This is a genomic window from Roseobacter litoralis Och 149 (assembly GCF_000154785.2).
Lineage (GTDB): Bacteria > Pseudomonadota > Alphaproteobacteria > Rhodobacterales > Rhodobacteraceae > Roseobacter > Roseobacter litoralis.
The window spans coordinates 650,576-676,773 of the sequence record NC_015730.1; the positions used below are offsets into that span (position 1 = coordinate 650,576).

33 protein-coding genes are annotated in these 26,198 nt (G+C 60.2%); 13 read left to right on the plus strand and 20 right to left on the minus strand.

Annotated elements, in window-relative coordinates:
- The 3 genes from RLO149_RS03045 to cobJ are packed head-to-tail and all read left to right on the plus strand — an operon-like array spanning position 1 to position 2,098.
- Positions 1-630 carry a precorrin-8X methylmutase gene (locus RLO149_RS03045; protein WP_013960588.1) on the plus strand — a complete coding sequence of 210 codons (630 nt, stop codon included), beginning with the start codon at positions 1-3 and terminating at the stop codon, positions 628-630.
- Complete coding sequence (locus RLO149_RS03050) at positions 627-1,352, plus strand: precorrin-2 C(20)-methyltransferase (protein WP_013960589.1); 726 nt, start codon at positions 627-629, stop codon at positions 1,350-1,352. The genes RLO149_RS03045 and RLO149_RS03050 overlap by 4 nt, the downstream gene beginning before the upstream one ends.
- Positions 1,349-2,098 (plus strand): precorrin-3B C(17)-methyltransferase, encoded by a 750-nt coding sequence (gene cobJ, locus RLO149_RS03055; RefSeq protein WP_013960590.1) that lies wholly within the window; start codon positions 1,349-1,351, stop codon positions 2,096-2,098. Before RLO149_RS03050 ends, cobJ begins: the two co-directional genes overlap by 4 nt.
- Here the strand turns inward: cobJ and RLO149_RS03060 are convergent.
- Positions 2,074-2,829 carry a cobalt-precorrin-6A reductase gene (locus RLO149_RS03060; RefSeq protein WP_013960591.1) on the minus strand — a complete coding sequence of 252 codons (756 nt, stop codon included), beginning with the start codon at positions 2,827-2,829 and terminating at the stop codon, positions 2,074-2,076. The two genes, cobJ and RLO149_RS03060, sit on opposite strands and share 25 nt — an antisense overlap.
- On the opposite strand from RLO149_RS03060, the gene RLO149_RS03065 reads away from it, so the two are divergent.
- The 8 genes from RLO149_RS03065 (at position 2,828) to RLO149_RS03100 (ending at position 9,546) form a co-directional block, all read left to right on the plus strand.
- Entirely contained in the window at positions 2,828-4,027 is a 1,200-nt protein-coding gene (locus tag RLO149_RS03065) for a bifunctional cobalt-precorrin-7 (C(5))-methyltransferase/cobalt-precorrin-6B (C(15))-methyltransferase (protein ID WP_013960592.1), read from the plus strand. The genes RLO149_RS03060 and RLO149_RS03065 overlap by 2 nt on opposite strands.
- The gene (locus RLO149_RS03070; RefSeq protein ID WP_013960593.1) at positions 4,024-4,392 is read left to right on the plus strand and encodes a cobalamin biosynthesis protein; all 369 of its coding nucleotides are present in this window, start codon (positions 4,024-4,026) and stop codon (positions 4,390-4,392) included. The genes RLO149_RS03065 and RLO149_RS03070 overlap by 4 nt, the downstream gene beginning before the upstream one ends.
- Positions 4,389-5,183: a precorrin-4 C(11)-methyltransferase gene (gene cobM / locus RLO149_RS03075; RefSeq protein ID WP_013960594.1), complete on the plus strand. Its 795-nt coding sequence runs from the start codon at positions 4,389-4,391 to the stop codon at positions 5,181-5,183. The genes RLO149_RS03070 and cobM overlap by 4 nt, the downstream gene beginning before the upstream one ends.
- Positions 5,176-6,492, plus strand: a complete 1,317-nt coding sequence (locus RLO149_RS03080; protein ID WP_013960595.1) for a cobyrinic acid a,c-diamide synthase CobB — start codon at positions 5,176-5,178, stop codon at positions 6,490-6,492. Before cobM ends, RLO149_RS03080 begins: the two co-directional genes overlap by 8 nt.
- Positions 6,489-7,208 carry a uroporphyrinogen-III C-methyltransferase gene (cobA, locus tag RLO149_RS03085; protein WP_013960596.1) on the plus strand — a complete coding sequence of 240 codons (720 nt, stop codon included), beginning with the start codon at positions 6,489-6,491 and terminating at the stop codon, positions 7,206-7,208. The genes RLO149_RS03080 and cobA overlap by 4 nt, the downstream gene beginning before the upstream one ends.
- Positions 7,209-7,216: 8 nt before the next feature.
- Entirely contained in the window at positions 7,217-7,960 is a 744-nt protein-coding gene (cobF, locus tag RLO149_RS03090; protein WP_013960597.1) for a precorrin-6A synthase (deacetylating), read from the plus strand.
- Positions 7,961-8,020: 60 nt separating this feature from the next.
- The gene (gene bluB / locus RLO149_RS03095; RefSeq protein ID WP_013960598.1) at positions 8,021-8,644 is read left to right on the plus strand and encodes a 5,6-dimethylbenzimidazole synthase; all 624 of its coding nucleotides are present in this window, start codon (positions 8,021-8,023) and stop codon (positions 8,642-8,644) included.
- Positions 8,645-8,730: 86 nt separating this feature from the next.
- A complete protein-coding gene (locus RLO149_RS03100; protein ID WP_013960599.1) occupies positions 8,731-9,546 on the plus strand; it encodes an aminoglycoside 6-adenylyltransferase in 816 nt (271 codons plus the stop codon).
- Between the two features lie 70 nt (positions 9,547-9,616).
- Here the strand turns inward: RLO149_RS03100 and RLO149_RS03105 are convergent, their stop codons facing one another.
- From RLO149_RS03105 to hisD, 7 genes are all read right to left on the minus strand, one after another.
- The gene (locus RLO149_RS03105; protein ID WP_013960600.1) at positions 9,617-10,723 is read right to left on the minus strand and encodes an alpha-hydroxy acid oxidase; all 1,107 of its coding nucleotides are present in this window, start codon (positions 10,721-10,723) and stop codon (positions 9,617-9,619) included.
- A 4-nt stretch (positions 10,724-10,727) separates the two neighbouring features.
- Entirely contained in the window at positions 10,728-11,282 is a 555-nt protein-coding gene (comE, locus tag RLO149_RS03110) for a sulfopyruvate decarboxylase subunit beta (RefSeq protein WP_013960601.1), read from the minus strand.
- Complete coding sequence (gene comD / locus RLO149_RS03115) at positions 11,279-11,785, minus strand: sulfopyruvate decarboxylase subunit alpha (RefSeq protein ID WP_013960602.1); 507 nt, start codon at positions 11,783-11,785, stop codon at positions 11,279-11,281. The genes comE and comD overlap by 4 nt, the downstream gene beginning before the upstream one ends.
- A 65-nt stretch (positions 11,786-11,850) precedes the next feature.
- A complete protein-coding gene (locus RLO149_RS03120; RefSeq protein WP_013960603.1) occupies positions 11,851-12,255 on the minus strand; it encodes a universal stress protein in 405 nt (134 codons plus the stop codon).
- Between the two features lie 31 nt (positions 12,256-12,286).
- A complete protein-coding gene (locus RLO149_RS03125; RefSeq protein ID WP_013960604.1) occupies positions 12,287-13,294 on the minus strand; it encodes an alcohol dehydrogenase catalytic domain-containing protein in 1,008 nt (335 codons plus the stop codon).
- Positions 13,291-14,043 carry an SDR family NAD(P)-dependent oxidoreductase gene (locus tag RLO149_RS03130; RefSeq protein ID WP_013960605.1) on the minus strand — a complete coding sequence of 251 codons (753 nt, stop codon included), beginning with the start codon at positions 14,041-14,043 and terminating at the stop codon, positions 13,291-13,293. Before RLO149_RS03130 ends, RLO149_RS03125 begins: the two co-directional genes overlap by 4 nt.
- Positions 14,044-14,048: 5 nt before the next feature.
- Positions 14,049-15,356 (minus strand): histidinol dehydrogenase, encoded by a 1,308-nt coding sequence (hisD, locus tag RLO149_RS03135; protein WP_013960606.1) that lies wholly within the window; start codon positions 15,354-15,356, stop codon positions 14,049-14,051.
- A gap of 163 nt (positions 15,357-15,519) precedes the next feature.
- Between hisD and RLO149_RS03140 the strand changes: the two genes are divergently transcribed.
- Both RLO149_RS03140 and RLO149_RS03145 read left to right on the plus strand, forming a co-directional pair.
- On the plus strand, positions 15,520-16,542 hold the full coding sequence (locus RLO149_RS03140) for a LacI family DNA-binding transcriptional regulator (protein WP_013960607.1): 1,023 nt from the start codon (positions 15,520-15,522) through the stop codon (positions 16,540-16,542).
- 55 nt (positions 16,543-16,597) lie between these two features.
- Complete coding sequence (locus RLO149_RS03145) at positions 16,598-17,710, plus strand: S-(hydroxymethyl)glutathione dehydrogenase/class III alcohol dehydrogenase (protein ID WP_044025512.1); 1,113 nt, start codon at positions 16,598-16,600, stop codon at positions 17,708-17,710.
- Between the two features lie 9 nt (positions 17,711-17,719).
- Here the strand turns inward: RLO149_RS03145 and ureG are convergent, their stop codons facing one another.
- The 12 genes from ureG to RLO149_RS03205 all read right to left on the minus strand — a co-directional run bounded on the left by ureG (position 17,720) and on the right by RLO149_RS03205 (position 26,153).
- A complete protein-coding gene (gene ureG / locus RLO149_RS03150) occupies positions 17,720-18,388 on the minus strand; it encodes an urease accessory protein UreG (protein WP_013960609.1) in 669 nt (222 codons plus the stop codon).
- On the minus strand, positions 18,385-19,053 hold the full coding sequence (locus RLO149_RS03155) for an urease accessory protein UreF (RefSeq protein WP_083825436.1): 669 nt from the start codon (positions 19,051-19,053) through the stop codon (positions 18,385-18,387). The genes ureG and RLO149_RS03155 overlap by 4 nt, the downstream gene beginning before the upstream one ends.
- Positions 19,016-19,507, minus strand: coding sequence for an urease accessory protein UreE (gene ureE / locus RLO149_RS03160; RefSeq protein WP_013960611.1), 492 nt, complete (start codon positions 19,505-19,507; stop codon positions 19,016-19,018). The genes RLO149_RS03155 and ureE overlap by 38 nt, the downstream gene beginning before the upstream one ends.
- Before the next feature lie 132 nt (positions 19,508-19,639).
- A complete protein-coding gene (locus RLO149_RS03165; protein ID WP_013960612.1) occupies positions 19,640-20,098 on the minus strand; it encodes a hypothetical protein in 459 nt (152 codons plus the stop codon).
- Positions 20,099-20,172: 74 nt separating this feature from the next.
- Complete coding sequence (ureC, locus tag RLO149_RS03170; RefSeq protein WP_013960613.1) at positions 20,173-21,882, minus strand: urease subunit alpha; 1,710 nt, start codon at positions 21,880-21,882, stop codon at positions 20,173-20,175.
- Positions 21,883-22,250: 368 nt separating this feature from the next.
- A complete protein-coding gene (locus tag RLO149_RS03175) occupies positions 22,251-22,646 on the minus strand; it encodes a carboxymuconolactone decarboxylase family protein (RefSeq protein WP_013960614.1) in 396 nt (131 codons plus the stop codon).
- Positions 22,646-23,467, minus strand: coding sequence for a cyclase family protein (locus RLO149_RS03180; protein ID WP_013960615.1), 822 nt, complete (start codon positions 23,465-23,467; stop codon positions 22,646-22,648). The genes RLO149_RS03175 and RLO149_RS03180 overlap by 1 nt, the downstream gene beginning before the upstream one ends.
- A gap of 32 nt (positions 23,468-23,499) precedes the next feature.
- Positions 23,500-23,805, minus strand: coding sequence for an urease subunit beta (locus RLO149_RS03185; RefSeq protein WP_013960616.1), 306 nt, complete (start codon positions 23,803-23,805; stop codon positions 23,500-23,502).
- A 9-nt stretch (positions 23,806-23,814) separates the two neighbouring features.
- A complete protein-coding gene (locus tag RLO149_RS03190; RefSeq protein ID WP_013960617.1) occupies positions 23,815-24,117 on the minus strand; it encodes an urease subunit gamma in 303 nt (100 codons plus the stop codon).
- A gap of 3 nt (positions 24,118-24,120) precedes the next feature.
- Positions 24,121-24,936, minus strand: a complete 816-nt coding sequence (locus tag RLO149_RS03195) for an urease accessory protein UreD (protein WP_013960618.1) — start codon at positions 24,934-24,936, stop codon at positions 24,121-24,123.
- 132 nt (positions 24,937-25,068) lie between these two features.
- Positions 25,069-25,866: an N-acyl homoserine lactonase family protein gene (locus tag RLO149_RS03200; protein WP_013960619.1), complete on the minus strand. Its 798-nt coding sequence runs from the start codon at positions 25,864-25,866 to the stop codon at positions 25,069-25,071.
- On the minus strand, positions 25,863-26,153 hold the full coding sequence (locus RLO149_RS03205; protein ID WP_013960620.1) for a putative quinol monooxygenase: 291 nt from the start codon (positions 26,151-26,153) through the stop codon (positions 25,863-25,865). Before RLO149_RS03205 ends, RLO149_RS03200 begins: the two co-directional genes overlap by 4 nt.
- Between the last annotated feature and the right edge of the window lie 45 nt (positions 26,154-26,198).

The following is a 26,198-nucleotide window of genomic DNA, read 5'->3' on the forward strand; positions in this document are numbered from 1 at the left end:
ATGCCTTACCAATATGAAAAAGATGGGGCGGCCATCTATCTGGAAAGCTTCGCAACCATTCGTGCCGAAGCGGCGTTGGAGCGTTTTGCACCCGACGAAGAGCAAGTCGTCGTGCGCATGATCCACGCTGCAGGTTTGGTGGGCTTGGAAGAGCATGTGAAAGTTGCCCCCGGCATGGTCGCAGCGGCGCGGGATGCGTTGATGCGGGGTGCGCCGATTTTTTGCGATGCCTATATGGTGAGCGAAGGGGTGACACGCAAACGCCTGCCCGCCGATAACGATGTGATCTGCACCCTGCGGGATGCCCGGGTGCCGGACATGGCCGCAAGACTTGGCACAACGCGTTCGGCTGCAGCGCTTGAGCTTTGGCGGGACCGTCTGGAGGGCGCGGTTGTGGCGATCGGCAATGCGCCAACCGCGCTGTTTCACCTGCTGGAGATGCTCGAAGATCCGGACTGCCCACGGCCTGCGGCGATCATCGGCTGCCCCGTCGGGTTTGTCGGCGCAAGAGAGAGCAAAGACGCGTTATGGGCGGCGAACCCGGTGCCATCGATCATTGTCGAGGGTCGTCTGGGCGGCAGCGCCATCACCGTCGCGGCCATCAATGCCATCGCGAGTCGCGCGGAATGACCGGCGTATTATATGGCGTCGGTTTGGGTCCCGGTGATCGGGAGCTGATGAGCGTCAAATCAGATCGTCTCGTGCGCGAGACCCGCAACATTGCCTACTTCCGTAAGAAAGGCCGTGCCGGTCGCGCGCGCACCATTGTAGATGGGATGTTGCGCGATGATGTGGTGCCCTTTGCGATGGAATACCCGGTCACGACCGAGATCCCGCTGTCTGATCCGCGCTACAACGCGGCACTTTCGGCCTTTTACACCGACTGCACCACGCATCTGCAAACGCTTGTGCAAGCGGGCGAAGACGTTGTGGTGCTGTGCGAGGGGGACCCGTTCTTTTATGGCTCTTTCATGCATGTTTACACGCGTTTGAAAGACAGTCTGCCGATCGAAGTGATTCCGGCCATCACGGGCATGTCTGCCGCCTGGACAGCGAGTGGCGCGCCGATCACATGGGGCGATGACATTCTGTCGACCGTGATGGGCACGCTGGACGAAGAGACGTTAACCAATGCGATGACACAGGCCGATGCATTGGTCGTTATGAAAATCGGGCGCAACCTGCCCAAGGTGCGCCGGGCACTGGCGGCGGCGGGCAAGGCGGAGCGCGCGATCCTTGTGAAATACGCCAGCATGGAGGGGCAGGAAATCTGCCCTCTGGCCGAGTTCGACGCGGAAACACTGCCCTATTTTTCAATCATCATCGTGCATGGACAGGGCCGCAGGCCGTGAGCGGCTGGGTCATCATCGCGGGTCTTGGACCGGGTCGGGAGAGCTGCATTACCCCAGAAGTGACGGAGGCAATCGCGCAGGCCACAGATATCGTCGGCTACATTCCCTATGTGCGCCGCATTGCGCCGCGCGCCGGTCTGACCTTGCACGAAAGCGACAACCGGGTGGAATTGGATCGCGCGCGCCACGCTTTGCAGATGGCTGCCGATGGCCGCCGTGTGGTGGTGGTCAGCTCTGGTGATCCAGGTGTCTTTGCGATGGCCTCGGCTGTTTTCGAAGCCCTTGAAGCGGGCGATGCGACGTGGCGCGCGTTGGATGTGCGGGTTTTACCCGGCATTACCGCCATGCTCGCCGCATCGGCGGCGGCGGGTGCGCCGCTTGGTCATGACTTTTGCGCGATCAACCTGAGCGATAACCTGAAACCATGGGATCTGATCGAAAAGCGGCTGCGACTGGCGGTGGAAGCTGATTTTGCAATGGGTTTTTACAATCCACGCTCCAAAGCGCGCCCCGATGGTTTTGCCCGTGTCCTCGATGTTCTGCGCGAGGGGTGCGCGCCTGAGCGGTTGCTGATTTTTGCCCGCGCGGTTTCCACGCCCGAGCAGAAGATCGATGTGGTGCGGCTTGCCGAGGCGACGCCTGAAATGGCGGATATGCGCACCGTGGTGTTGGTCGGCTCATCCCAGACGCGGCTGATTGAACGGGCGGGCGATCCCATCGTTTACACCCCGCGGTCGGTTTCCTGATGGCTGAGCCAGGCCAGCACGTCAGCGGGGGTCGCGACCTCGTGCCGCTCCGGCACAGACGGGCGGTCTATCATGATGACCGGCAGCCCAAGCGCGCGCGCGGCGGCGATCTTGGCATAGGCGCCGCTGCCGCCGGCATTTTTCGACACGACGATGTCGATCCTGTGCTCCTGCATCAAGGCCCGGTCGTCGGGTTCGGTAAATGGGCCACGCGCGACAATCACCTGTGCGTCGGGCAATGGCAGCGCGGCCTTTGGCGGATCCACCAGCCGCAACAGATAAAAATGCTGCGGGTTGGGCGCGAAATCGGCCAGATGCATGCGCCCCACCGCCAGCATCACCCGCAGCGGCGCGCGCTCAAGCGCCGCAACGGCCCCCGCGATATCCGCAACATGCTGCCATTTGTCCTGCGGTTCGGGGTCCCATTTGGGACGGGTCAGGGCGATCATCGGCACCTCGGCCTGCGCAGAGGCCGCGACCGCATTGCGGCTCATCTGCGCGGCGAACGGATGGGTTGCATCGACCAGATGGGTGATCTTTTCCGCCCGCATGTAACGCGCAAGACCTTCTGCGCCACCAAAACCGCCGACACGCTGCGGCAAGGGTTGGCGGATCGGTCGTTCCACGCGCCCCGCAAAAGACACGGTGCCTTTGACCCCAGCTTTTGCCAGCGCATTGGCCAGCGCCGTGGCCTCGGTCGTGCCGCCGAGTATCAGCAGGTTTGGCGTCATGACTAAAGCCCCTTGGATCACCATCATCGGTCTGGGCGAAGATGGACCGGATGGCCTGCCCCCTGCAAGCCATAAGGCCCTTGCCGCTGCCGAGGTGATCATGGCGCCGCGGCGGCATTTGTCATTGCTCGCCGAGACCACTGCCAGGCTGATCGAATGGCCTGTGCCGTTTTCTGACGGGATAGGGCTTTTGGCATCCCTGCGGGGGCAACAGGTCGTGGTTCTGGCGTCGGGTGATCCGTTCTGGTTCGGCGCAGGCTCCGTCATTGCGCGTGAATTTGAGGCGGGCGAGTGGCGATGTCTGCCCGCGCCATCCACTTTCGCGCGGGCCGCGAGCCATATGGGCTGGGCGATTGATCAGACGATCTGCCTTGGCCTGCATGCGGCCCCCTTGACGCGGCTTCGTCCCTTTCTTGCACCACATCTTCAGCTTGTGGTCTTGTTGCGCGATGGGGATGCCGTGCACGCGCTTACGCAATACCTGCAAGGCGAAGGGTTTGGCGAAAGCGAGCTGACCGTGATGGAGGCGCTTGGCGGGCCGCGTGAAAAATGCACGCCGCTGCGCGCCGACGACGTGCAGCCCCGCGCATTTCAGCATCCGGTCTGCGTGGCGCTCAAGCCCAAGGGCGCCGGTGCAGTGCTGCCCGTCGCTGCTGGTCTGCCGGATGCAATCTTCGAAACCGACGGCGTGATGACCAAACGCCCGGTGCGGGCCGTAACCCTGTCGTCCCTCGCACCGAAACCGGGGGAGTTGCTGTGGGACATCGGTGGCGGGTCAGGGTCCGTCGGCATCGAATGGCTGCTGGCGCACCGGGCGTGCCGCGCCATTTCGGTTGAACCGCGCGCAGATCGCGTGGGGCTGATTGAACACAACGCAGCGGCGCTTGGGGTGGATCGTTTGCGGGTTGTCCACGGAGAGGCGCCCGATGTGCTGACCGGGTTGCCAAGCCCTGATGCGGTGTTCATTGGGGGCGGATTAAGCGCGGAAATGATGGATGCGCTGGAGGGACTATTGCCCGCCGGAACGCGCATTGTCGCCAACGCCGTCACGCTCGAGGCTGAACGCCTACTGGCGGAAACGCATGCGATCAAGGGGGGTGAGTTGTTGCGTATTGATGTGTCGACCGCGCAACCGCTGGGTGCCAAAACCGCGTGGAAGCCATCCTATCCCCTCGTGCAGTGGAGCGGCGTGCTATGATCGTGGCAGGTTTTGGGTTTCAATCGGCTGCAACAGCGGCCAGCCTCAGGGATGCGCTGTCTGAAACGGGGTCACAAACCACCGTTGATGCAATCGCAACCATAGACGACAAAACGTGTGCCAAGGGGTTTCGGACCCTCGCCGCTGACATGTCTTTGCCCATCATCGCTGTGTCCGCACCGGCCTTGCGCAAACAGGTGACGCAAACGCAATCGGCGGCGTCACAGGCGGCGCGGGGCACGGGATCGGTTGCCGAGGCCGCAGCCCTTGCCGCAGCCGGGCCGGGCGCAAAACTGCTTGCACCGCGCGTCAAATCATCCGATGGCAAGGCAACTTGTGCACTGGCGATAGGAGAGGGCGCATGACGGTTCATTTCATCGGTGCAGGCCCGGGTGCGGCGGATCTGTTGACGCTGCGCGGGCGTGATCTTATCGCCGCTTGCCCGGTGTGCCTATATGCGGGGTCGCTCGTGCCTGAGGCTGTGCTGGACCATTGCCCGCCGGGGACGCGGATCATCAACACGGCACCCTTGGACCTTGATGCGATCATCGCTGAGATTGCTGATGCCCATGCCGCCGGGCAGGATGTGGCGCGGTTGCATTCGGGGGATTTGTCGCTGTGGTCTGCCATGGGCGAACAATTGCGACGTCTCAAAGCGCTGGATATCCCCTTTAGCGTGACGCCGGGCGTGCCGTCTTTTGCCGCCGCCGCCGCAAGTCTGGGGCAGGAGTTGACGCTGCCGGGGCTGTCCCAATCACTGGTTCTGACCCGAACGCAGGGCCGGGCGTCGTCCATGCCAGAACGTGAGACGCTCGCGAATTTTGGTGCGACAGGTGCTACGCTCGCGCTGCATCTGTCGATCGGGAACCTTGCGAAAGTGGTTGAGGACCTGACCCCGCATTATGGTGCGGCGTGCCCGGTCGCTGTGGTTTTTCGCGCGAGTTGGCCCGATGAACGTGTGCTGCGCGCCACGCTCGCCACGGTGCAGGCCCAGCTTGATCCGGACATTTCACGCACCGCCTTGATTTTGGTCGGCCCGGCCATCGGCGGTGAGGATTTCGCGGAAAGCCGGTTATACGCCGCTGATTATGACAGACGTTACAGACCACAATCGGCACAAAGCCCGTGGTCGGAATGGAGACATGGCGATGACTGACGTACCCCCCGGCCTGCTGATTTCCGCGCCCTCCTCGGGGACGGGGAAAACAACTGTGATGCTGGGCCTGTTGCGCGCCTTGCGTGATGACGGATTGACGGTGCAGCCCTATAAATCCGGGCCTGATTACATTGATCCGGCGTTTCACCGTGCAGCCAGCGGGCGGCCCTCGTTCAACCTTGATACCTGGGCGATGGACCCCGCGCTGCTGAATGGGATCGCGGCTGAGATGATGGACGCGGATATCTGTATCGCGGAAGGGTCCATGGGGCTGTATGATGGGGTCGCCACAAAAGGCCAGACCGGCTTTGGCTCCAGCGCGGAGACGGCGATGCGGATGGGCTGGCCGGTGATTTTGGTCGTCGATGTGGGCGGTCAGGCGCAATCTGCGGCGGCCACGGCACTGGGGTTCAAAGCCTATGCACCTGATTTGCCCTTTGCAGGTGTGATTCTGAACCGCGTGGCCAGCCCGCGTCACGAACGGCTTGCGCGCCTTGGCATGGACAAGGCTGGCATCCCGGTTTTGGGCGTTTTGCCCCGCCGGGGGGATCTGAGCCTGCCGGAACGTCACCTTGGCCTTATTCAGGCGGTTGAACATCCCGATCTGGAAACCGCGATTGCGGGGTATGCCGAATTCCTGCGCGCGCATGTCGATCTGCCGGCGATCCGTGCGGCGGCGGCGGGTGCTGTGCAGAAATCAGGCGGCGGGCTGCCGCGCCCGCCCGCACAGCGCATTGCGCTTGCGCAAGATGCCGCCTTTTCGTTCACCTACCCGCATCTGCTGAAGGGCTGGCGCGCTGCGGGGGCCGAGATCCTACCGTTTTCGCCGCTGGCCGATGAGGCACCTGATACGAGCGCTGATCTGGTATGGTTGCCCGGCGGGTATCCGGAATTGCACGCAGGGCAATTGGCGGCGGCGTCGCAGTTTCTCGCTGGTTTGCGCGCCCATGCAGAGACGCGCCCGGTACATGGGGAATGCGGTGGATACATGGCGCTTGGCACCGCATTGATCGACAAGGAGGGTAACACCCATGCGATGGCCGGGTTGCTTGGCCTTGTGACCTCTTATGAGAAAAGGAAATTCCACCTTGGCTATCGTCGTGCCGTTCTGGGGGCGGCGATGCCCGGTTTTGCCACCGGTCAGGCGCTGCGCGGGCATGAGTTTCATTATTCGACCATTCTGGAGCAACCGGATGCGGCGCTGGCGGATGTGTTCGACGCGGATGGCAACCCGGTGCCTGAAACCGGGTCGTTGCGCGGCAATGTGACGGGGACGTTTTTTCACCTCATTACGCCAGAGGCAGCATGAGCGGATTCGTTTCCTTCGTCGGCTCCGGGCCGGGCGATCCGGAGTTGCTGACCCTCAAGGCGGTGGACCGGCTCAAGCGCGCGGACGCTGTTCTGTTTGATGATTTATCCTCTGGCCCGATTTTGACCCATGCCAAGCAGGGCGCCGATCTGGTGGGTGTGGGTAAACGGGCGGGCCGCCCGTCACCCCGTCAACAGCACGTCAGCCGTTTGCTGGTCGAATACGCCGAGGCAGGCGGGCGTATCGTGCGGCTGAAATCGGGCGACAGCGGTCTGTTTGGCCGCCTCGAAGAAGAACTCGTGGCGCTGCGCGCCGCCGGCATTGAATACGAGATCATTCCCGGCGTGCCATCCGCCATTGCCGCTGCTGCTGCCTGCGGTATCCCGCTGACACGCCGTTTCACCGCGCGTCGTGTCCAGTTTGTGACAGGGCATGACGCATCAGGGGATTTGCCGGATGATCTGGACCTCACCGCACTTGCCGATAAAACCGCCTGCACGGTCGTCTTTATGGGCAAACGGACCTTTCCAAGACTGGCGCAGGCCCTGATGGCGCGCGGCCTGCCCCCCGAAACGCCTGCGATCCTCGCCGAGGCCGTGGGCACGCAGGAGCAGACAATCACCCGAACCACCGTTGCGGCACTGGTTGCCGCATTGACGTCAGAGGTCGGATCAAAACCGGCGCTGATTTTCTATGGACCTCTGGCAGAAGGGTAGCGCGCGCTATGATCTCTGATCTGTGGCTTATCGGGATTGGCACCGGCGCGATGTCGCATATCACGCTGGAAGGCCAGCAGGCGATCCGCGACGCAGCCGTGATCCTCTTGCCGCGCAAAGGGGCGGGCAAGGATGACCTCGCCACGGTGCGTCTGAAAATCATCGAAGCAGCAGGCGCGCAGGCAAAGGTCGTGCCGTTCGAGATGCCGGTGCGGGATGAAACACTGTCCTATCAGGAGCGTGTGGCGCTGTGGCATGATCAGATCGCGCTGGCGTGGCAGGGCGCTTTGGCAGGGACAGACATCACCGGTCCGGTTGCCCTGTTGGTCTGGGGCGATCCCGGATTATACGACAGCACCCTGCGTATTGCCGAACGCCTGTCGCCGCGCCCCACGATCCGGGTTGTGCCGGGTATCACGGCTTTGCAGGCTTTGACGGCCGCACACGCGATCCCCTTCAACACCATCGATGGATCGGTCTGCGTCACCACGGGCCAGCAACTGCGCACCCATGGCCTGCCGGGCAAAGCAGAGACTGCCGTTGTGATGCTGGATGGTAAATGCAGTTTCATGGCGCTGGATGATCCGGACCTCATGATCTGGTGGGGGGCTTTTCTGGGCATGCCCGAACAGATAACCATCAAGGGGCGTCTGCGCGCTGTCGGCACGCAGATCGTGGAAAAACGCGCGAGGGCCCGCGCGGATCATGGCTGGATCATGGATACGTATTTGCTGCGCAAAGGCGACGGATGAGGCTGTGAAATGCCTTTTGCGGACAGGTTGATTTGATAGGATGCCAGAAAAGGGCGAGCGGTGAAACTGACACAGACACATCGACAAGCGTTGCAGGATATCCTGACGTGGCGTCGTGATGTCCGGCATTTTCGCAACGATCCCGTCGCGCCGGAGGTGCTGGCACGTCTGCGCGCCAGCATGGACAGCGCGCCTTCGGTCGGAAATTCGCGCCCCTGGCGTATCCTTCAGATCGAAGACACTGCCCTGCGCGCCCGGATCATCGCGAATTTCGAAGCGAGCAATGCCGAGGCAGCGCAGCTTTACTCCGGCAGCGATCAGCAGGCCTATCTGGCGCTGAAACTGGCAGGGCTGCGCGATGCACCCGTTCATCTGGCTGTGTTTACCGATACCGCACCGGAAGAGGGCAAAGGCTTGGGGCGTCAGAGCATGCCGGAGATGTTGTCCTATTCAACCGCGATGGCGATCCACACATTGTGGCTGGCGGCACGGGCCGAGAATATTGGCGTCGGTTGGGTGTCGATCCTTGATCCGGACGACGTATGCGCCACATTGGGCGTCCCGCCAGAGTGGTCGCTGACCGGATACCTGTGCCTTGGGTATGCGGAAACGGAGTCAGATACGCCCCTTTTGCATCAGACAGGATGGCAGGAGGATACCGCGACGCAGTGGATTATTCGCTAGCGGGCTGCATCTGACAGGGCAGGGGCGGTTTGGCAACGATTGTTTCCAGTGGTAAAACCGTTGGGTCCCAGAAAAGGTGCAACCCAATGTCAGATAAATCGAAGATCAACACCATCGCAGCAGCCCTGCAGGACGTGCCGGAGGTTCAAGCCCTGTTTCTAAGTGGCAGTCACGGGAACGGCTTGGCCGATGCCTATAGCGATCTGGACTTCGTTTTGGTGTGCGAGAATGGCGCAACAGATGCGATTGCCGCCGCATGGCGCGAAGCGGTGTCGCAAACCGGAACGATCGTTTTGTGGTGGGATCGCACGAACATACCCGTTCTCATCAATGCGATCACCGAAGACTGGATGCGCATTGACCTGATCATTCTCAAGCCTGAGCAGCTGGCTTCGCATTATCAGAACACGCTGAAAGTCGTTTTCGATCCCGAGCGACTATACGATCAATTGACGCCGCAAGCGCCTTCGAGGGTGCGGGACCCGGATAAATTCCTGCGTCAGGTGGAGGATTTTATTCGAATACTCGGGCTTTTGCCTTTGGCTGAGGGTCGCAAGGAATATATCAACGGTGTCTTGGGCGTCTATCACCTCAGGCAGTTACTGGTTGATTTGCTAGTGGAAGAAACCAACGCGCCCCACCGTGGTGGCATCCTGCATCTCAATCGGCTGCTGACGGATGCTCAGCAAGAGCTTCTGATCTCGCTGCCGCCGCCTTTGCCCATCCGTGAGGGCATGATCGCGGCGCATCTTGCCTATGCTGGTGCTTTTCTGCCGCGCGCCCGGCGACAAGCCGCAGAACTGGGTGTCGTGTGGCCCGACCGGTTTGAAGAGGCGACATGGAAACGGCTCAAGCAGACGCTGTCCTTGGAGCGCCCTTACGATCCGCAAGTAGCTGTTTGAACGCATGGTGGTCAGGCCGGACCAAAACAGGCGTGCAGAGTGACAAGTTTTAGCAGTCATCCACATTTGGCTAACGGGTGACGTCGCTCCGATTGGGCAGGGTGGTCAAGCCCATCTGGGCGAGGGTGAGGCTGGCCTCATCCGCCAGCAGGTTCCAATATTGTTCAAGCCCGTCGCGCCCACCCGCCGCAATCGCAAATTGCATCCCGCGCCCAAAGAAGACAAAATCAGCGCCCATGTGATAGGCTTTGACGACGTCCTCACCCGACCGCATCCCGGTGTCATAAAACAGGGGGTACTGCGGGCCGATGGCGTCGCGTATCCGTTTGAGCGCAAGAATGGGGGGCGGCGCGCTGTCAAGCTGGCGCCCGCCATGGGTTGAGACCTGAATGGCGTCAACGCCCTGCGCTTTCAGCTGCAAGGCATCGTCAATATCCGTCACACCCTTGGCCACCAGATTGCCATCCCAACTGTCGCGCAAACGCTTGAGAAAATCCCAATCTGCGGCTGCGCGGCTTTCGGTGCGATCAAAGGTAAACTCCGGTGTCTGGAAGTTTGCCAGATCGGGCGCGCCTGCTATGAGGCTGGAGAGGGACCAGCGTGGATGCAGGGCAAAGTCGATGAATTGCATCGGACCGATCCTGAACGGCATCTTGAACCCACGCCGCAATTCGCGCGGACGTCGCCCCACTTCGGGCACATCCAGCGTCATGATCAGCGTTTTGTATCCGGCGGTTTTGGCACGCTCCACCAGTTTGGCCGTGCCGCTGCCATCCCCGGAAAAGTAGAGCTGAAACCAGGCGTGTCCCTGCGCCTCTTCGATCATCGTTTCCAGTGAGGTGGACGCAACGGTCGAGACACCGACAGGCACCTGATGTTTCGCAGCAATGCGCGCCAGCATCACATCCGCGCCGGGACCTGACAGATTGCACATGCCCATCGGGCTGATGCCAAAGGGAGCTTGACCCGCGTGCTCAAACACCTGCACACCGATGTCGCGACGCGCAACGTTGCGCAGCACGCGCGGCTGCAATTCGATGTCTCGCAGGGCGGCGAGGTTGCGCGCTTCGGCCACGCCATTGCCCGCCGCCCCGTCAATGTAGTCAAAGACCATCCAAGGCAGACGCCGCCGCGCGATGCGGCGGGCGTCGTCATAGCTGTGGATGGCGGTACCCATCAGATCAGGCCTGAACCGCCTTCATGAAGCGGTCGCGAATAACGACCGGGTCCATGGTGATCACAGGCAGCTTGATGTTGCCGCTGTCGCATTTCACGACGATGATCGTCATCTGCTTGCTGTCGATGGCTTTTTGCAGAACCTCGCCGGTGTCTTTGTCCTGACACTCGATCACGTTTTCACAGCCACAGGCCGATGCCACTGCCGCCAGCGACGTTTTCTTGCCCGCGTAGGTCGGTTGATCCCCGGTGGAACCGTAAGATCCATTGTCGATGATCATCAGGATATAGTTGTCCGCGACGTTGTTGGCGATAGTAGGCAGAGTGCCCATATTGGTCAGAACAGAGCCGTCCCCGTCGATGGAGATCACGGTTTTGTCCTGTGCCATGGCAAGGCCAAGCCCGATGGAAGACGACAAACCCATGGTGCCGAGCATGTAGAAATTGGTCGGCTGGTCGTCGATCATATGCAGTTCCTGGCTGGGCAGACCGATGTTGCAGACAACGAGGTGATCCCGAAGGATGGGCGCGATTTCGCGCAGGATTTCAGAACGGATCATTGGTCGCCATAGCCTCCCCAGAAGGACGCATCCGTCAGGATCGCCACAGGTTTGTTGCACATGAATGTGTATTTCAGAATCTCAGGCAGTTCGGCTGCATCGGATTCCTTATGGAAGTGGAACGTGGGGATCAGCATCTGGTTCAACAGCGCCTTGGTGTGCACCGCCATCTCGACCTGACAGGCCACGGGTTCGCGCAACTCGCCCCGATAGGAGATCAACATGGGCAGCGGCATCCGGTAGTATTGCGTCAGCGTGGCCAGCGTGTTGATCGTGACCCCAATCGCGGTGTTCTGCATGATGATGGCAGGTTTCTTGCCCCCCATGAAAGCCCCCGCGCACAACCCCATGCCTTCGTCTTCCTTATTGGACGGGACGTGGTGGATTTCGGGTCGTGCCTCGACTTCGTCGATGACGCCGGCAAGCTGTTTGCACGGAACTGTGGTAATGAATTCAACGCCTTCTGCGATGAAATCGTCCACAATTTTGGAACTGATGGACACGTATGTGGCCTCCTCGAATTCAGATTGAAGTGAAAGTCGTATTTTTTAGAAAGGCAGGAGCAAGTTCAGCGCAACACAACGACAGAGCAATGCGCCTGCTGTACAATCCTCGCCGCAGTAGAGCCGAGAAAGAAATCGCTCAACCCCGGTTTATGAGACCCCAGAATGATGCAATCGGCGTTTTGCTCCTTTGCATATTGCGCGATCGACCGGCCGGTATGGCCGTTGATCAAGACAGCCTTGGCGCTGGGAATACCCTGCACGCGTTCCAACAGCCGTTTTTCAGCATTCGCCCGTTCACGTTCCACGATATCGTCGGTGACATAGGCGTTCGTGGTGCCCGATGGCAACTCGTGGACATGCAGTGCAATGATTTCGCCGCCGTCATCCAGCAGCAGTTTCGCCTTGGCCAGCGCGGTTTCGCTTATTCCGTGGTCAAGAGCGAGGCAGACGATGATCTTCTTGTACATGGTGTGTCCTTTTTCGGTTGCAGGCGGCGGGTTAGTCGGCGTGTTCGGGGATCAGGACGATTTTCGGCGATGCGACCTTACCGTTGCGTATATCGTTAAACGCGCTTTGACCCCGCGCCAAGGGGCGTGTCTCGATCCAGTCAAGAGGCCCGAGCCGCCCGTCGAAAATGGCCTCAGCCGTGTCGCGGAAATCCTGCGCCGTATAGGTGTATGTACCAATAAAGGTGATTTCCTGCAAAGTCATCCGGCGCACATCAAGACCGCCTTCACCGCTCCCGAGGCCGATATGCCCGATCACCCCGCCCGGACGGGCCATCATACAGGCAGCAGCACGGGTGGCCGCATAGCCCACACCGTCAATCACAAGGTCAACGCTGCCCGCTTCGGGCGCGGCAGGTTCATCCGGCGCGCAAACCTCAAAACCTGCAACATCAGCAAGACGCGCGCGGCGTAGCTCATTTGGCTCAATCACCGTAATATCCCGCGCACCCTGTGCTGCAAGCGCCAAGGCAGCGCCAACGCCGATTGCGCCCCCGCCAATCACTGCGCACCGCGTATCCGTGAGGTCGCTGCCCAAGACAGCACGCGTGAGCCGGGCGGCGTGCCAACCACAGGCGATAGGTTCGGCCAATGCTGCTTTTTCAAGGTCGACGTGATCTGGCACCGTCACAAGATTACGCTCGGGCACGCAGACGTATTCTGCGAAAGCGCCCTCGCGTGGCAGCATGGATATGATCTGCCGGTTGGTGCAAAGGTTCTCGCGGCCTGCGTTGCAATCGTCGCAGGACAGGCAGGTGATCAATGGATTGAGGGTGACGCGTCGCCCGTCCATCGGTCCGCCAACCACGACACCGGCTGCTTCGTGTCCAAGTGTCAGTGGGGCAGGGCGGCGTTCATCATGACCGAGAAAGGCATGCATGTCCGACCCGCAAATCCCCGATGCCTCGATGCGCACCAGATGTTCGTCCGCGTTGGGGGTTGGCAAAGGGCGGTCCTGATAGGTCAATTGCTCAATGTCAGTATAGACTAATGCCTTCATTTTGCTGTAAAACCTCCGTCAACGAAAAGGGTCTGGCCGGTTACATAGTCAGACGCGGGCGCGCAGAAAAACATCAGCGGACCATCAAGGTCGACAGGTTCGCCGTTGCGCCCGATGCAGGTCTGATCCGCGTTGCGCTGCGCCAGTTCGGGATTGGCAAATACCGGCCCTGTCAGTTCCGTGCGGAAAAAACCGGGTGCCACGGCGTTCGCGGTGATGCCGTGGCCTGACCATGCCTCGGCCATGGCGCGGGTCATCTGTTCCACCCCGCCTTTGGACGCGCCATAGCTGATGCCATTGGGAAAGGCGCGCTGCGATTGCAGAGAGGCGAAATTGATGATCCGGCCCCACCCGTTTTGTCTCATCGCTGGGACAAGCGCTTGGGCGAGAAAAAAGGGTGCCGCAAGATTGAGGTTCAGGGTCACATCCCACCCTGCATCTGTCACCTCATCTGCATGCTGACGTGTATTGATTCCAGCGGCATTGATCAGGATATCCACCTCACCAAATGGTACACCGACCTTTGTGGCCACATCTTTCAAGGCATCCCTGTCTGCCAGATCGGCTATGACGCAGGCGGTCTGCCCCTCTGTCTCACGATGCCAGGCGTCCAATTCCTTTGCGCGACGCGCGACGCCGACGACTTTGGCGCCTGCCTGTGCCAGCATCGTGGCGGCTTGTCGGCCCAAACCACTGCTGGCACCTGTCACGCAGACCACCTTGCCGCTGACATCAAAGAGCGCGCTCACCTGAATTAATCCACTGCTGAGAGGTCAAAGTTCTCGTTCGGAAAGTACTTGTGCAGACGCGCATCCGCGGCGCGCGCGTGCCCTTCCATCCCCTCCAGACGAGAAATCCGCGCCGTGGCTTCGGCCACCGGGCGTGCGCCATCCCGGGTGGAGCGCTGCCAAGTTACGATTTTCATGTATTTATGCACGGACAAACCGCCAGTGTATTTTGCGGATCGCGATGTGGGCAGCACGTGGTTGGTCCCGGATGCCTTGTCACCAAATGAAACGGTTGTCTCTTCGCCCAGAAAGAGCGAGCCGTAGCACTGCAGTCGGTCCAGCCACCATGGCAGGTCTTCGGCCTGTACGGTTAGGTGTTCGGGGGCGTAATCATCTGAGCAGTCGGCCATTTCCTCGCGGTTGGCACAGACGATCACCTCGGCATAGTCACGCCATGCGGCAAACGCGTTATCCCGGTTCAGTTCTGGCAGGTCGTCGATAAGACCCGGTACCAATTCCATGACCTTTTCAGCCAACGCACGGGTATCTGTTACGAGCCAAACCGGAGAGTTATATCCGTGCTCTGCCTGGCTGACGAGGTCTGTCGCGACCATGAAGGGGTCGGCAGAGGCATCTGCCAGCACAAGACTGTCGGTTGGCCCTGCAATCATATCGATGCCGACACGGCCAAACAAAATGCGCTTGGCTTCGGCGACAAACTGGTTGCCCGGGCCGACCAGAATATCCGCTTTTGGCAAATCAAAGAGGCCAAAGGTCATGGCGGCGACCCCCTGAACCCCACCCATGGACAGGATTTTGTCGGCACCGCAGAGGTTGGCGGCATAGACGATCGCGGGATTGATCCCGACATCGGGTCGCGGCGGCGAACATGCGGTGATGTGCTGGCAGCCTGCAACCTTTGCGGTGGTGACGGTCATGATCGCACTTGCAATGTGGCTGTAACGCCCGCCGGGAACATAGCATCCGGCAGCCCGCACGGGGATGGCCTTTTGGCCAGCGATTAACCCGGGAACGATTTCAAGTTCCACATCCTTCATTGTGGATTTTTGCACCTCAGCGAAGCGGCGCACGTTGTCATGTGCAAACGCGATATCGTCTTTCAGTTTCTGGCTGACCTTGGCGCTGGCGGCGTCGATCTCTTCTGCGGTCAGGATGACATTGCCGGTATATTTATCGAACTTTTCAGCATAGCGCATCGCCGCAGCATCGCCGCCGGCCTCTATGTCGCTCAGAATATTCTGAACGGTCTCGCGCACGTCCCCCGCATCTGTCATCGCGGTCTTTTCAGCTTTTTTCAGATATTCACGAGCCATTTCGCGCCTCCAGCGTGTCACATATGTTTGGTGGATCAATGTTGGGGTTGCCCACCAATAGAATCCCTTGGTATGCAGATGTGTAAGCGCTTGCATGGCTCAATGCAAGCGCTTACATCAACCAGGTCCGTACTCTGGACCCTAAGCGTCAGGCGATGGTGAGATGGTCAAATCTACAGCACCCACTCTGGAAGATGTGGCCAAAATGGCCGGGGTCTCGACTGCGAGCATTTCGCGGGCGTTGAACGATCCTGACAAAGTTGCAGCAAGTACACGGGAGAAGATTGAAAAGGCGATTGAAACTCTTGGATATACGCCAAACTTTGGCGGTCGTGCGCTCGCGTCAAGCCGAACGAACACTGTTGGTGCCGTAATCCCTTCGATGGCCAACGCGATGTTTGCAAGCGGCCTTCAGGCTTTTCAGGAGGCTCTGGCGGTTGATGGTGTCACTCTGCTGGTTGCAACGACGGGGTTCGATTCTGAACAGGAATTCCGCCAGATTAAATCACTGGTCGGGCAGGGGGCCGATGGGCTGATGCTGATCGGGAATGACCGGCCCGACAAGACGTGGGATTTTATCGACAAACGAAGAGTGGCGCATGTGGTCTCGTGGTGTAACGTCAGCCGTGAGGGACAGTTTTTCGCGGGGTTTGATAACGCGACAGCGGCGGGTGACGCAGCAGAACGTGCAATGCGCCTTGGGCATCGGCGGATCGCTGTCATCAGTGGCCAGACGGCCAGCAACGATCGTGCCAAGGCGCGACGCGATGGTGTCTATGCCGCTGTGGCGCGATTTGGCGATGGCGCGCGTATCACCCATGAGGTCGAAGCACCCTATTTGATCGACGATGCTGCTGCAGCGTTTGATCAGATCATGGCGCAGGCGGAAAAGCCGACCGTGGTTTTATGTGCGAATGATGCGCTGGCCGCCGGTGCGATGATGCGCGCACGTGAGATTGGCATGTCGCTACCGGATGAGATGTCTTTCGTTGGCTTTGACGATGTGGGGCTGGCGCGTGTGGTCACACCGGCGCTGACAACGGTGCGTGTGCCCCAGATCGAAATGGGTCGCGCGGCAGCGCAATTCCTATTGGCCAAGATTGCCGGGGAGAATGATCTGTCTTCCACGACCTTCGCGACTGAATTCATTCAACGCGAGTCACTGAAACCACCGCGCCTGCCTTGACATCCAAGGCTTTGCGCTTTCTGTTCCTGCGAATTAGAAGGAGAGTTTGACTATGATGAGAACGCGTGCGGCGGTTGCGGTTGCGGCTGGGCAGCCTCTTGAGGTGATGGAGGTCAATCTTGACGGCCCGCGTGCCGGAGAGGTTTTGGTCGAGATCAAGGCGACCGGCCTGTGTCACACGGATGAGTTCACGCGCTCGGGCGATGATCCCGAAGGCATCTTTCCGGCCATTCTGGGCCATGAGGGCGCGGGCGTTGTCATCGAGATCGGCGAGGGTGTGACCAGCCTTGAGGTGGGCGATCATGTGATCCCGCTTTATACGCCGGAGTGTCGCGAGTGTGACTACTGCCTGAACCCCAAGACGAACCTCTGCCAGAAAGTGCGCGCCACGCAGGGTCAGGGGCTGCTGCCCGATGGCTCAACCCGGTTTTCGATGCTGGATGGCACGCCGATCCACCACTACATGGGCTGCTCGACCTTTGCCAACCACACGGTTGTGCCGGAAATCGCGCTGGCCAAGGTGCGCAAGGACGCGCCCTTTGATAAAATCTGCTACATCGGCTGCGGCGTGACCACCGGCATCGGTGCCGTTATTAACACGGCAAAGGTTGAGATTGGGTCAACGGCCGCCGTCTTCGGGCTGGGCGGCATCGGTCTGAACGTGATTCAAGGGCTGCGGCTGGCGGGCGCGGATCAGATCATCGGCGTCGATCTGAACGACGACAAGGAAGAGATGGCGCGCCATTTCGGCCTGACCGATTTCGTGAACCCCAGCAAGGTCGAGGGCGACATGGTCGCGCATCTGGTCGAACTGTCGGGCGGGGGCTGCGATTACACCTTCGACGCCACGGGCAATGTGAACGTGATGCGCACGGCTCTCGAGGCGGCGCACAAGGGCTGGGGCGAGAGCATCATCATCGGCGTGGCCCCTGCGGGTGCCGAGATTGCGACGCGCCCGTTTCAGCTGGTGACGGGCCGGGTCTGGCGCGGCACGGCGTTCGGCGGAGCCAAGGGACGCACGGATGTGCCCAAGATCGTGGACTGGTACATGGACGGCAAGATCGAGATCGACCCCATGATCACCCACAAACTCAGCTTGGACGAAATCAACCACGGCTTCGACCTCATGCACCAAGGCAAATCAATCAGAGCCGTCGTGGAGTTTTGAGTGACCCCGTCAGCCCCCATCCAATTGGGGGCTGACGCCCGCCAAATCGGCGCCGAGACCCGAAATAGCGCGCAGATGATCCAGCACCTCTGACACACCCTGACCATGGCGCAACGCGGTAAAGACAAAGGGGCGGCCTGCGCGCATCCGCGTCGCGTCCCGCTCCATCACTTCCAGCGATGCGCCCACATGCGGGGCCAGATCGGTTTTGTTGATGATCAGGACATCGGATCGGGTGATGGCCGGGCCGCCCTTGCGCGGAATTTCTTCTCCCGCCGCCACGTCAATGACGTAGAGCGTGACATCCGCCAGTTCCGGTGAAAACGTGGCTGACAGGTTGTCGCCACCGCTTTCGATCAGGATCGCTTCGATCTCGGGATGACGCGTCTGCATTTCGGCAACGGCTGCTAGGTTGATCGATGCATCTTCGCGGATCGCCGTATGTGGACACCCCCCGGTTTCGACGCCGATCACCCGATCCTGCGGCAGGATTTGCAACCGCATCAGCGCTTCGGCGTCTTCTTGGGTGTAAATGTCATTGGTAATCACGCCAATCGAATGTCGCGGGCTCAGCGCCTTTGCCAGAGCCGCTGTAAGCGTGGTTTTGCCAGCGCCCACCGGGCCGCCGATGCCAATGCGCAAGGGTCCGTTCAGCGTAAGGGGCGATGCAACGTTCATGTGCGAAATACCTTTGAATACTGGGTTTCATGATGCATGGCGGCAATATCAAGCGCCATGCAGGAGGAGGTCAGATCGTCAAGACCGGCATCATGGCACCGGCGGGCCACCTGCCGGATCAGCGGCGCCAGTGCAGCCAACACAGCCTGTCCTTCGGTTTGCCCCAAAGGCACCAGACGCACCGCTGCAGACACAAGGTTCGCGGCAAAGGCATGGGTGTAGATTTCAAGTGTCAGATCCAGTGGCAGGCCCTGCGCACAGGCCGCGCGCCCAACCGCAACGGGGTAGCATAGCTGTCCAAGGTCGGTCGCCCAGATGGCATCCACCGCCTTGGCAAATGCCGTGCCCTGATCCACCGTTTCTGTCATACGTTCCGCAGAGCTGGCAAAAGCACGGGCAATGGCGTCTATCCGGCTAACGTCTTCCGGGAGTGCTTTGTAGGTCGCCGCAAGGAGAATGCCGTCGCTCGTCCCACTTCCGTGTTCTAAAATGTCCTGGACCCAGTCTCGCAGCGCCTTTGCATCGCGCATGTCACCACGATCAATGACCTGTTCAAGACCATGCGAATAGGCGTAGGCGCCGACCGGGAAACCGGGCGAAAGCCACTGCGTGAGTGTCAGGAACGCGTCAGTGCTCATGGTGATGTGTATCGTGTGAATGATCATGGGCCGGGCCATGCTGGTGGCTGTGGTCATGGCCATGGGTGCGCCCGTGGCCGTAGGCCCCTCCCTCGGGTGTAAAGGGTTCAACGATTTCGGCCACTGTCGCGCCAATCTTGCCCAGCATATCGGCCATCACATGATCGCGCTGGATCAACAGCCGGTCGTCCTCGATCTGACAAGGCGTATGCCGGTTGCCGATGTGCCACGCGATCCGGTGCAACATTTCGCCGCGCACCTCCAGCAGGGGCTCCGGTGCCGCGATGATGCCGATCAGCGTGCCATCCGCTGCCTCCAACGCGTCGCCCGCATTCAGCGAAGTCGTCTGGGGCAGGTCCACGAGCACCTGAACCCCCTTGTCGGTGGCTAACACCTTGCGCCGCAGGAACCGCGCGTCATAGTCGAGCGTCACGTGATCGTCCGGATGGTGGCTGTGGGTGATTTTCTGGGCGGTTAGCATGATATCTCTCGGTTAGGGCGGTCCCCGGCCGCGGGTGGGGGTGAAGCCCCCGCCCATGGGGGCGGTCGGGGGCTGCCCGGCGTGCCGCCGGACGTTTGCTCCACATTCGTAATCTACTCATTTTCCGGACAGTCAAATGTCGAAGTCTTGCCGTGAATAAGAACGAGCCAGCCGATCCTTCAAGGGTTGGAATACGTCCAGAAGAAACAACGGTACAGGCGCTGTTGCATCGGGCGCAGCCGCATACCGCAAAGCATAGTTAGATTCTGACGTATGAAGTTTTGAAAGTTCGCCAATGTGCTCATTCAGCAGCGCTATTGGCTGTGGCCAGTCTTCATCAACGAATCGTCCGGACTCTTTCGCCGCCGCCAATGCACGCGCTCCTTCCTGTTCGGCGGCTTCTCGCAGATCTTCGCTCTGTGGGTCGGTCCAAAGCATTTCTGGCTGGTGTCCATATCTCCAGCTGCTTAGAACCTCAACCGGAACACCTTTGCGAAGCAGCCAGTGTTTCATCAAAACCTCAAGCCCGTGCGCAACCAAGTTTCCAATAGGTGCAACCAGTGAAGTCTTACCACCTTTAACGTCAGCCACGATCCTAGCCGCTTCCAGATAACCCGAAGCCCTCGCTAAGAGTTGATACTCTAGGCTTGTTTCGGTCGCGGCACTCAAAACAGAAAATACCGCTGCGCCATCGGCAGCACCTCGGCGGGTTGGCAGGTGAGGAGTTCACCATCGGCGCGGACCTCGTAGGTTTCGGGGTTCACCTCGATATGGGGCAGGGCGTCGTTCAGGATCAGGTCTTTTTTGCCGATCCCGCGCGTGCCCTTTACGGCGAGTGTTTCTTTGCGCAGGCCCAGCGTCTCGCCGATGCCCGCCGTCTGAGCCGCTTCGCTGACAAAGGTTACGGCGGAGTGTTCGACCGACCGCCCAAAGGCCCCGAACATGGGGCGCGAATACACGGGCTGCGGTGTGGGGATGGAGGCATTGGTGTCGCCCATCTGCGCGCAGACGATGGTGCCTGCCATCAGTACCATTTCGGGTTTCACGCCAAAGAACGCAGGGTTCCACAGCACCAGATCAGCGCGTTTGCCGACCTCGATGCTGCCGATCTCGTGGCTGATGCCGTGGGCAATCGCCGGGTTAATTGTATACTTCGCGATGTAGCGGCGCACGCGCATATTGTCGTTGTCGCCTGTTTCCTCGACCAATGCGCCGCGCTGTTTCTTCATCTTGTCGGCGGTTTGCCATGTGCGGATGATGACTTCGCCCACCCGACCCATGGCCTGACTGTCGCTGGCGATGATGGAAAACGCGCCCATATCGTGCAGGATGTCTTCGGCGGCGATGGTTTCGCGGCGGATGCGGCTTTCGGCAAAGGCCACGTCTTCGGGGATGGATTTGTCGAGGTGGTGGCACACCATCAACATATCAAGATGCTCTTCCAACGTGTTCACCGTGAAGGGCCGCGTCGGGTTGGTGGAAGAGGGGATCACATTCGCGTCGCCACAGATCTTGATGATATCCGGGGCATGCCCGCCGCCCGCGCCCTCGGTGTGAAAGGCGTGGATCGTGCGGCCTTTGATGGCGGCCACCGTGTTTTCGACGAACCCGGACTCATTAAGCGTATCGGTGTGGATCATCACCTGCACGTCCATGTCGTCGGCCACGGACAGGCAGCAGTCGATGGCCCCCGGTGTCGTGCCCCAATCCTCGTGCAGCTTCATCGCGCAGGCCCCGCCTTCGATCATCTCGACGAGGGCCGCCGGTTGCGACGCGTTCCCTTTGCCCGAGATGCCGAAGTTCATGGGGAAGGCATCCAACGCCTGCAACATCCGCCCGATGTGCCAAGACCCCGGTGTGCAGGTGGTGGCCAGCGTGCCATGCGCAGGACCGGTGCCACCGCCCAGCATCGTGGTGATGCCAGAGTGCAGCGCGTCGTCGATCTGCTGCGGCGCGATAAAGTGGATATGGCTGTCGAACCCGCCCGCTGTCAGGATCTTGCCCTCGCCCGCGATGGCCTCGGTCGAGGGGCCGATAATGATGTCTATACCCGGTTGCGTGTCGGGGTTACCCGCCTTGCCGATCTTGGCAATGCGCCCGTCGCGCAGGCCGACATCTGCCTTGTAGATGCCCGTGTGATCCACGATCAGCGCGTTGGTGATGACCGTGTCCATGGCCCCTTCCGCGCGCGTGACCTGAGACTGTCCCATCCCGTCGCGGATCACCTTGCCGCCGCCAAATTTAACCTCCTCGCCATAGATGGTGTGGTCGCGCTCAACCTCGATGATGAGGTCGGTGTCAGCAAGACGCACCTTGTCGCCGGTGGTGGGGCCGAACATGGCAGCGTAGTTGGTGCGGGGGATATTGGTGGGCATTTATTTCACTCCGATCACAAGGCCGTGAGAAGCGTGGGACACATCGCTTCTGAATTCATTCGCAAATTTTGCATAATTTGTAGTCCAGCTAAAATGTTGGTTGAGACAAGCAGTTCTTGTTCTGCTTAATGCTTCACTCGACAAGTCACACCAATTGAAAGGCAATTCATGTCGAGCACAGCTTTCTGGCTTCAAGCCATCGCTTACACAATTTTTTTTCTGGTCATTCTCGGCCAGTACCGTGGCTGGTGGTGAACGGCGGGCTCCGCCGGGCAGCCCCCGACCGCCCCCCCGGGCGGGGGCTTTCAGCCCCATGCCCGCGGCCGGGGGATGCCCGGCTTTGGTGTGCTGCGAATACAACGTCAGCCTCATGCCTTGAACACCTCGTCGACCTTCACCTGCAGCGCCGTGACCAGCCCATTGGTTTGCATCGCCATGCCGATGACGGCGGCCAGTTCTCCGTGTTGTGCGTCGCTCATGCCTTTTGCTTTGGCGGCTGCGGTGTGGGAGTGCACGCAGTAGGAACAGCCGTTGGCGGTGGAAACGGCGATGTAGATCATCTCCTTGACCAATGGGTCGAGATCACCGGGGCCCATTACGACTTTCAGCCGCTCCCACGTGGCTTTGAGCAACGCCGGGTCATGCGCCAGCGCGCGCCAGAAGTTATTGATGAAATCCGTCCCGCGCACAGCACGTATGTCGTCGAACACGGCCAGCACCTCAGGGCTGGCCGCGTCATCGGATATCAGCGAAACCGTCGCCATCAGACCATCGCAAAGATGCGCGCAGGGCCACCGGTGCCGCCCACATGGTTGGGTGCGCCCACGACCAAGGTCGCCCCGGCAGCGGGCACATTGTCCAGCCCTGCGAGGTTTTCGATGCCGTAGCGGCCTTCGGGCAGCCAAGCGTAATGGGTTGCGAAATCGGGGGACGGCCCGTGATCCAGCGAGAGCGTATCCACGGCCATGCAAACGGCGGTGGTTTCTTCGACCAGCATCTGTGCGGCCTCCACATGGAAACCGGGGAAGTGTTTCACGCCATCCGCGTCATTGCCCACATAGGCATCGGTCGCGGTCTTGCCTGCCCAACCGGAATGCATCGCGATGCAGGCGCGCTCCGGGATATCGCCGTTCGCTGCGATCCATGCTTTCAGATCATCCGGGGTGACTTGCGCGTCCGCGTCCTCTGCCGCTTTGGCGGCAATGTCGATCACACAGAGCGGGATCACAAGATCGGTCACCGGGATTTCATCCACACTGGCCCCATCGGCGGAAAAATGCAGTGGCGCGTCGATATGGGTGGCCGTGTGTTCGTTGATACTGAGGTTCATCAGGTTGAACCCGTGCTCGGCAAAATTGAACGGCTGTTCCATGGAAATACCGGGCACGCCAAAGAACGTCGGGAAATCGGGGCTGAGCTTGTGGGTCATATCGACCACACCGCCGTGTCCGGCCGCCATCGCTTGCGGGGTGGCCACGACACCGCCAAGGGCCGCTGCAGCACCTGTCATGGCGCTGGCTTTGAAAAAATTCCGCCGCGACAGCATCTTGTCCTTCACGGCGTTTATCACGCAAGCATCACACATATCGTTGTCTCCTCACTGTTAAGCAGGGGGCGTTAGAGATCACCCATGACCTGCTGATTGAACCCGAAGATACGCCGCGCACCTGATATCGGGATCAGCTGCACGTCGCGTCTCTGGCCTGGTTCAAAGCGTACGGCGGTTCCTGCGGTAATGTCGAGACGCATGCCGCGCGCGGTGTCGCGGTCAAACTCCAGCGCCGCGTTTGCCTCAGCGAAGTGGTAATGACTGCCGACCTGCACCGGGCGATCCCCTGTGTTTGCCACCATCAGCGTGATGGCCTCGGCCCCTTCATTCAGGGTGATGTTACCCTCTTTGGGCATGATTTCTCCGGGGATCATGGGTGCCTCCTAGCGGATCGGGTTGTGGACTGTGACAAGCTTGGTGCCATCGGGAAAGGTCGCCTCGACCTGCACATCGTGGATCATCTCGGGCACCCCCTCCATGCACTGGTCGCGATTGATCACCTGCGCGCCTGCTTCCATCATATCGGCAACGGACCGCCCGTCGCGTGCACCTTCAACAACTGCATCGGTGATCAGTGCAATCGCCTCAGGGTGATTCAGCTTGACCCCGCGCGCGAGCCTTTTGCGGGCAACTTCGGCGGCCATTGAGATAAGTAACTTGTCTTTTTCCCGTGGGGTGAGTTGCATAGCCTATAGCCTCCAGCTTTGGGGAAGAGTGTCATCCGTGATCAGGTCCAGCACGGGTATCAAGGAGCGCCGCAGGATATACCCATCCGTGGCCAAAAGGCGCATGACCAGAACATCCTTGTGCAAAAGGCTGACGCCGCCTGAGGCACCAATTATCCGGCGCAATGCATCAATGCGCCCTTGTGCATCAGGTGACACCCACACGAGGCTTGCCATCGCGCGCGCGCCACCGCCAATCGCCGGTCTGTCGAGGTGCGCGGCCACATCGCCCTGTAAGTGAATGGCGTCGTGGTAAATCGGCGCGCCGTCACGTCGGATATCAATGCGATCCCGAAAGGCGAGAGCGCTGACATCTTCACCCATGGCCCTGCGCCCAAAGAGGACCGGTTCAACCATCAGGAACTCGGCCCCCGTGCTGAGGTTCACGCTGAGATGGCGGTCGATTGCGGCATTTTTGTAGAGGATCGTCTCCTGTGGCAGCCAGAAAAGGTGGCTGCCTGCTTCGGCTTTGAGGTTTGTTTTGATCTCGCCGGTTTGGCCAACTTGTGCGCCATATGCGCGCTCTGCCGCCTGCGTCGTCATGGTCAACCGGGACCCCGCACCGGCACAGCCGTCAATTTCAAACCGGTCGCCCCCTGTGACACCGCCTGCTGTGTTGATCAGGGTCGCCTGAACGATGTGGCGGGATGTTGGAAACAAGAGCTTCAGCGCGCCCGACTGTCGCAATCCGTCGATGCCAGAGCCACCATTGACCCGCTTGCTGCTGACACGGGCAAAGCCGATGGCGCGGGGTTGGTCCAGCGGTGTGGCAGTGCGCATGAGCAAGGAAGAGGGCCTTCAGGTCGTTTCAAACTTGCGTCAGCTTCACATAAGGCCAAACGAAATGACCAGAATGAGGAAAGAATTCAGCCGCAATTTAAATCGCTGTGCCTGTTTATTGTGCGTTTTTCGCTATCGTGGGACTGGGGACGTCGGACCTTGATCCAGGCGCCGTATATGCGCTGCAGCGCCCTGCGGGAAAAGCGCGGCCACCAGCGGGTCGTGACCGGGTATGATCAAATCCGGGCTGGAGGCCAGCCTTTCAAGGGTCGCAAAGCCATCCAGCATGTTTTGCAGATCAACTACAATCGGGAAGGGTTTGCGGGCAAAAACGTTCTCATAATAATGCGCGGCGTCCGATGCCAGCACGAGCCAACCCGCTTGCGTCCGGACGCGGACCGCCTGCAGGCCACGGCTGTGCCCGCCGATGCAATGGACGCTCACGCCATCCGCTACTTCTGCGTCGCCCTCGTAAAAGATTACCTTGCCCGCATAGAGGCGCTTGACCGCTTCGCAGATATGATCCGCCGTGAAGGGCATGCGCAAGGTGTCATGACACATGCAGGGGCCGGTGGCATAGGCCATTTCTGCCGCCTGCATATGCAGTTTCGCATTCGGGAAAAGGTGCAAGCCGCCCGCGTGATCGTAGTGCAGATGGGTGACGATCACGTGGTCGATCTGCTCCGGCAGTATCCCAAGGGGGCGCAAGGCGGCAACAGGGTCCATCCGGATGGGACGATCGCGATTTTGCGCTTCTGGCTGGTCATATCCAGTGTCCACGAGGATCACCTCGTTGCCTCGACGCAGCAGCCATATGAAATAATCCATCGGATGGGGCGCGTCGTGATTGTCATCAAAGATAAAGCTGTCGCGCCGTGTGCGGCTGTTTCGATCCGCATATTTGATGGCGTGTACTTCCCATGTGCTCACTGAACGACACTCCGGTAGGTTTTAATGTCCTTGGCTGCAATCATATCGCCGGTTGCGGTATCGAAGGCCTGAAAATGCGCAGTGCGAAGATGTGCGTCAAATGCGGCAGCGTCTGAATATATCTCGTACAGAAAAACCTCCTCCGGGCGCGCGCTGTCTGTTGCCACGTCAAACTGCAGGCAGCCGACCTCATTCTCCAACGACGCCCTCGCGTTCTCATACATCAGCGGCATGAATTTTTCAGCGCGCCCCGCTTTAAGGGAGAATGTGACCGTGACTGCAAACATTCGTTTCGCTCTCTTCTAGGGTGCTTTTCTGGTCAAGCGTTCTGC